The sequence below is a fragment of the Actinoplanes sp. NPDC026623 genome, assembly GCF_040638275.1.
Taxonomy (GTDB): Bacteria; Actinomycetota; Actinomycetes; order Mycobacteriales; family Micromonosporaceae; genus Actinoplanes.
Map to the genome: position 1 here is coordinate 81,654 of NZ_JBEZXZ010000013.1, position 6,352 is coordinate 88,005.

Consider the following 6,352-nt stretch of genomic DNA (forward strand, 5'->3'; position numbering starts at 1 on the left):
GGCCCCCGCAGCACGACCCGCCGGCGGGTCGCTGAGCCGTTTCACCGCGGCCCGGGCGGCAGCGCCCGGCCGAGGCCAGGCTGACGTTCTGCTCACTGCATCATGTCTGCTGCATGAGGTCGAGGCTCTCGATCGGATGACGCTCGGGCATATGCGGTCACCGTTATTGACCGCCCGCCGTCAAACGTTCCAGACTGCCGATGAGGCATGAAAACGGGCATTGTTCAGGGGAGAAGAACGATATGGAGGTCGAGCCTCCGTACGTGATCAGCAGGGACGAGGGGGCCGAACCCGGGCTGTCGGTCACCCGGGCCGCAGACAGTTCGATGATCGAGATCGCGGTGCGCGGCCGGTGGAGCCGCCGGCTGTGCCTCGACGTGCACGCCCTGTTGCGCGGGTGCCTGGCGGAGCACCCCTCGGCGATCATCATCGACCTGCACGAGCTCGGCGACCTGGACGGCGCGAGTGCCGGCGTGTGGCTCGCCAACGCCCGGGCGGCGAGCGCCGGGCAACCCGCGACTCAACTCGTCCTGACCATGCCGCCGACCAGGCAGCTGGCCGGCCGGCTGCGCAGGCTCGGGGCCGTGCGCCACCTGCGCATCTTCGTCACCATCGAGCAGGCCCGCGCCGCCGTCGCCGGCCGGATGCTGCTGACCGATCGGCTGTACCTGAGCCGGCTGCGGCCCGAGCTTGCCTCGGCCGACGCCGCCGGCGACCTGGTCACCGTCGCCTGCGATGCCTGGGGCCTGCCGAACCTGGTGGATTCCAGCCGGCGGGTCATGTCGGCGCTGGTGACGAACGCGGTCGAACACACCGGCACCGACATGGCCGTCACGGTCTCCCGCCGCGGCGCCGGCATCTACCTCGGGGTGCGCGACGGTGATCCGCGGCTGCCGTACGTGGTCGATAGGGCCGACGACTCCGGTGTGCCCGTGCGGGGGTACGGCGAGCGCCTGCGCGTGGTGGACGCCCGCGCCAGTGCGTGGGGGGCCGTGCAGTCCCACGACGGCAAGGTGGTGTGGGCGATCGTGCGCCCGGTGCCATAGGGGTTGCGAGTGTTGCGGGCCGGGCGTGCAGGACCCGGCCCGCATGATCGGCTTGTCAGCTCGCCGTGCAGGTAACGGCCGGGACGCCGTTGGTGCCGTTCCAGGATCCGAGGAACCCGAATTCGGTGCCGGCGCCGGCGGCGAGGCTGCCGTTGTAGCTCACGTTGCGCGCGGTGACGCTGGAGGAGCTACTGGTGATCGTCGCGCTCCAGGCCTGGGTGACGCTCTGCCCGTTGGGGAAGGTCCAGCTCACCGTCCAGCCCTTGATGGCGGTGCCGCCGGCGGTCACCCGAACGGTGCCCTGGAAGCCGCCGGACCACTGGCCGGCGACGGTGTATGCCGCCGTGCAACCCTGACCGCCGGTCGGCGGTGCAGAGGTCGGCGGCGTGGTCGGCGGGGTCGTAGCAGGTGTGGTCGGCGGTGCGGTCGGTCCGCTGCTGTAGGTGGTGGCCTCCCGGGCGGTGGCCTTGATGCCGTTGGCGCCGTTGAAGATTCGCTCGCCCCAGGTGGTGAGCTGGGCCGGGTTGAAGCCGGTCGCCATGTCCAGGTACGGGTCGGTGTTACCGGACCAGGACCAGCCCAGGTATCCGAGGCCCCGGGCGGCCGATTCGGCGAGGATCGTCTCGTGATCGACGTTGCTCGACGAGCGCTGCCACCCGAACTCGCCGATGACCAGCGGCCAGCCCGCCGCCTGGAAGCGGTCGAGGTAGGCGGTGATGCTCGCGGCCGTGCTGAACACGTCGTACATGTGGATCGACAGCACGGTGTTGTGCAGGGTGTCGGCGTTCAGCACGGTCTGCGCGTTGTCCCGCATGACGTACTGCCAGTCCTGCCCCCAGTTGGGTGCGTCGATCATGAGCAGGTGCTGGAATCCGTTGCTGCGCATCTTCGCGATGGCGCCGGTGGTCGCGCTGGTCCACTGGGCGGCGTTGGTGTTGCCGATCGGCTCGTTGCCGATGTTGATCGCGACGTAGCTCTCCTGGCCGGCCAGCACGCTCTTCTGGCTGATCCAGTAGTCGACCGCCTCGTCGAGCGTGGCGGCGGCGCTGTCCTCGCCGTACCCGGTGGTGTCGTGCACCTCGAGGACGCAGATCAGCCTGTTCTGTTTGCACAGCGAGATCACGTTGGCGACGTCCGTCGACGGGCCCCAGCGCTTGCCGCTGCCCAGCACCACGCGCACGGTGTTGGCGCCGAGGGCCTTGATGTCGGCGAAGGAGTTGGTCTGGTTGGTGTACCAGACGTGCGGGTGGTTGACCCCGCGCATGACGAACGTCTGACCGTTGGCCTCGACGATGTTCCGGCCGCTGATGTGGAGCCCGACGGCGGCGGAGGCCGGCGCGGAGAACACCACCATCGAGGCGGCGATGGCGAGCAGGGATGCGCCCAGGATGGCGAGTCGTCTCTTCATGGGATACCTCAGGTGGAGAAGGCCCCGGAGGTGGGGGCAGGAGGCGTCCGGCCCACGGACATGGACCCGACGAAGACTGCCCTGCTCGCGACGGAGATCAGCGTAGGTCAATGTCCCGGTGCGGGACAAGGCGGTCCGCGCGCTACCCGCTCAGGGAATCCTGATATTCGGCGGTGCGCCCGGTGAGGGCACCGAGGAGGCGGGCCAGCTCCGGCAGGCCGGCGGCGGCCGGCCCCTGCGGCATGTCTGTGATGATCTTGGCACTGAGCCGGGCCTTGTCGGCCGCGGTGAGGCTGCGCGCGGTCAGGACCACGACGGGGATCCCGCTGGTGGCCGGGTCGCCGTGCAGGGCGGTGATGACGTCGAAGCCGTCCATGCCGGGCATGAGCAGATCGCAGATGATGAGGCCGGGCCGGTGGCGGCGGGCGAGGGCGAGCCCCTCGGCGCCGTTGCCGGCCCGGAGGACCCGGATTCCCTCAGCGGTCAGGCTGGCGTCGATGATCTCGAGGCTGTGCGGGTCGTCGTCAATGGCGAGGATGTCGAGGGTCCGGTCGGTCGTCGCCGGGACGAGTCCGTGGCGCGTCAGCCAGGTCAGCAGGGCCGGCCGGCTCAGTGGCTTGACGAAGTAGTCGACCGCGCCCAGCGCCATGCCGATCGCGCTGGGGCCGGCGACGCTGATGACGACCACCGGGATCTGCCGTAGCTGGTCGTCGGCCTTCAGGGCGGTCAGCACCTCCCAGCCGTCCATGCCGGGCAGTTGCAGGTCCAGCAGGATGGCCTCCGGCGTGCTCGCCCGGGCCAGGGCGAGCCCCTGCTCCCCGGTCGCGGCGACGCGGACGTCGTAACCCGCCGTGTCGAGGTGGGTCGACAGCATGCCCGCGGCGCCGGCGTCGTCCTCCACGATCAGCACCCCCGTCGTGGACGACCCGTCGACGCCGGGTGCCGCGCCGTTCGCGAGGGCCGGCGCGACCGGCAGGTAGACCGTGAACTTGGCGCCGTGGCCGAGCTCGGATTCCAGCTCCAGGCGCCCGCGGTGGGCGTCGACCAGCCGGCGGGTCAGCGCCAGGCCCAGCCCGGTGCCCTGCGCGCGGGCGCCCTGCTCGCCGGCCTGCTGGAACTCCTCGAAGACCCGATGGTGGTCCGCGGCGGCGATGCCCGGCCCGGTGTCGGCCACGCTGAGGGCGACGTCGGCGCCGAAGCGCCGGCCGGCCAGGAAGATCTGCCCCCCGGCGGGGGTGAACTTGATCGCGTTGGCGAGCAGGTTCGTCACGATCTGCCGCAGGCGCATCCGGTCCGCGTTCACCGACAACGATGCGACCGCCACGGTCACCTCGAGCTGCTTGTGTTCCGAGAGCGCGCGCAGCGAGGAGACCACCTCGGCGACCGCGTCCGGCAGGAACACCGCCTCCCGGTGCAGCTCGACCTGGCCGGATTCGACCTTGGCCAGGTCGAGGATCTCGTTGATGAGCCCGAGCAGGTGGTTGCCGCTGGAGTGGATGTGGTGGATCCACTCGGTCGGCACCAGGCTGTTCTTGCCGACGACGGGCTCCGTGCGCATCAGGTCGCTGAACCCGATGATGGCGTTCAGCGGCGTGCGGAGCTCGTGGCTCATGTTGGCCAGGAATTCGCTCTTGGCCGCGCTCGCCGCGCGCAGGGCCGTCACCGTGGCGGACAGCTCCGTGGTGAGCTGGTCGCGGTGCACCACCGCGCTGTCCAGGGCCGTCGCCATCCGGCCCAGCTCGTCGCGGCCGGACACCCCGGTGCTGACGCTCGGGCGCCCCGAGGCCAGGTCCATGGTCACCCGCGCCACCGCCGCCAGGGTACCCATGATGCCGCGCACGATCAGGTACGCCAGTCCGAAGGCGAGCAGCACCCCGATCAGCCACACCGCGATCATCTGGGTGCGGGCCGACCGGTACGCCGCCGCGGTCGCCGCGCGCTTCTCGACCGCCGCCCTGGTCTCGATCAGCACCAGCTCCTCCAGCGCGTCGGCGGCGGAGTTGAGCGCCGGGCGCGCGACGTCGTCGACCACCCGCCGGAAGCCGTGCACGTCCCCGCTCTTGGCCAACGGCACCAGTTGCTCGTCGCGTACCTTGCGCAGCGTCGCCAGGGAGGCGCGGAACTGCGCCACCGCCTGCTCGCGCCCGGTCATGTCCGTGGCGGTGTAATCGGCGAACGCCCGGTCGGCCTTCCCGTCGGCGGCGGACATCGCCGCCATGTCGGTGTTCATGTCGGCGGGGTCGTCGGAGACGAGGGTGTCGAACAGAGCTATCCAGGATCGCTGCACCTCGTGCTGGACCGCGCCGAGCTGGGCCACCGGCACCAGCGTCTGGCTGTAGAGGTACTCCGAGGCGACCGCCGTGGCCGACAGCTTCTGCAGGCCCACCGCGCCGACCACGCTGGCGGCCACGACAGCCACCAGCACCGCCGCATAGATCTTCAGAGCGATCGAAAGATCATTGAACCAACGCATGAAGACCCCCGTCCCGTCCCGCCGCGTCGACAGCCCCGCCGTTAACAACAACATATAAGGCGAGAAAACGGTGCTAACCCGGTGCTACTGCCCGGCCTGAAGGGTCGGACCTTTCGCGACGGTCCGGTCCCGCGGATGGCAGACTCCGGTGCCATGGCACTTGCCGGCGTCGACGAGGTGGCCTGGGACCTGCTGTCCCACGCCTACGGTGCCGCGACCGACGTGCCGGACCTGCTGCGCGCCCTCACCGACCCGGACCCCGCCGTGCGGGAGAACGCGCTGGACGCCATGTACGGCGCCGTCCACCACCAGGGCGACGTCTACGACAGCACGGTGGCCGTGATCCCGTTCCTGCTGCGCCTGGTGGCCGACCGGCGGCGGCCGGGGCGCGCCGCCGTGGTCGAGTTGCTGGCCGGCATCGGCGGCGCCGGAGACACCGGCCCGCCGACCGCCGAGGGGGCGCGGGCCGGCGAGGCGGTCGGCGCGGCGTACCCGCTCTGGCTCGAACTGCTGAGCGACCACGTGCCCGCCGTACGCGCGGCGACCTGTTTCGCGCTGCTCGCCTGCCGGGACCGGGCGACCGGGGCGGCCGCCGCGCTGCGGCAACGCTTCGAGGCGGAGGGCGACGCCCGGACCCGTACGGCCATCGTGGGCGCGGTCGCGGAGCTCGCCCGGCGCGCGGACGACGGCGCCGCGGCCGGCTCCTGGCTCGCCGGGGTGCTCCGCGACGACCCGGATCCCGGGGTGTGCGTCGCCGCGCTGACGCAGGCGAACACCCTCGCCGCGCACGGCGGGCCGCCGGTCGCGGTGGAGACCGCCCTCACGCTGCTGGCCGAGCGCGGTGCCGGGGCGCAACGGCGCCGGGTGGACCTGGGCAAGCAGGTGCTCGGGCTGAGCCGATCGATGGGCGATCAGGTCGCTGCGCGGGTGGACCTGCTGACCGCGCTGCTGCGCTCGCCCGACCGCGGATGCCGGATGAGTGCCCTGCTACCCGCGGGCGACCTGGTCGAGGGCTGGCGTGCCGACTTCGTGCCGCTGATCGCCCTGGTCGCGGAGCAGGTGACGCTCGGGCCGGCGGCCACCCGGGCCCGGGCCGTCCGGGTGCTGGAGACGATGGACGTGCTGGCGGCGCCCGCCGCCGACGCGCTCGTCGCCGCGCTCGAGGGCTCCGCCCGGATCGTCGACGAGTCCGCCATGGACAGACGGTCGCCGTGGGTCGTCCGGTGGCAATCCGGCGGCAGCGGCATCGGCCCGGCGCTGTGCGCGCTGGCCGGCGCGGGCGACCCCCGCGCGCTGCCCATGCTCGCCTGGGCGCTCGAGGCGGAGGTGCTGCCCCGCAACGTCGGCGAATACGTGGGGCGGTTCGGCGCGCGGGCCGCGGATCTGGCCCCGCTGATCGTGCGGCGCTGGCGGGACCTCCGGCCG

General features: G+C 72.0%; 3 protein-coding genes and 1 pseudogene. 2 read left to right on the forward strand and 2 right to left on the reverse strand.

The window, feature by feature from the left end:
* The first annotated feature begins 242 nt into the window (after positions 1-242).
* Complete coding sequence (locus tag AB0F10_RS06530; RefSeq protein ID WP_360620790.1) at positions 243-1,046, forward strand: ATP-binding protein; 804 nt, start codon at positions 243-245, stop codon at positions 1,044-1,046.
* Between the two features lie 55 nt (positions 1,047-1,101).
* Here AB0F10_RS06530 and AB0F10_RS06535 read toward each other — a convergent pair whose 3' ends face one another.
* Together AB0F10_RS06535 and AB0F10_RS06540 are read right to left on the reverse strand one after the other, a co-directional pair.
* Positions 1,102-2,454, reverse strand: coding sequence for a cellulase family glycosylhydrolase (locus AB0F10_RS06535; RefSeq protein WP_360620791.1), 1,353 nt, complete (start codon positions 2,452-2,454; stop codon positions 1,102-1,104).
* A 142-nt stretch (positions 2,455-2,596) separates the two neighbouring features.
* A complete protein-coding gene (locus AB0F10_RS06540) occupies positions 2,597-4,927 on the reverse strand; it encodes a response regulator (protein WP_360620792.1) in 2,331 nt (776 codons plus the stop codon).
* A 135-nt stretch (positions 4,928-5,062) separates the two neighbouring features.
* Here AB0F10_RS06540 and AB0F10_RS06545 point away from each other — a divergent pair.
* Positions 5,063-6,352, forward strand: a pseudogene (locus AB0F10_RS06545) (hypothetical protein); the annotation flags it as partial.

What these genes read in the sequence shown, in the direction of transcription:
- AB0F10_RS06530 (WP_360620790.1), top strand. Translation starts at nt 243, where the DNA reads ATGGAGGTCGAGCCTCCGTACGTGATCAGCAGGGACGAGGGGGCCGAA.
- AB0F10_RS06535 (WP_360620791.1), bottom strand. Translation starts at nt 2,454, where the DNA reads ATGAAGAGACGACTCGCCATCCTGGGCGCATCCCTGCTCGCCATCGCC.
- AB0F10_RS06540 (WP_360620792.1), bottom strand. Translation starts at nt 4,927, where the DNA reads ATGCGTTGGTTCAATGATCTTTCGATCGCTCTGAAGATCTATGCGGCG.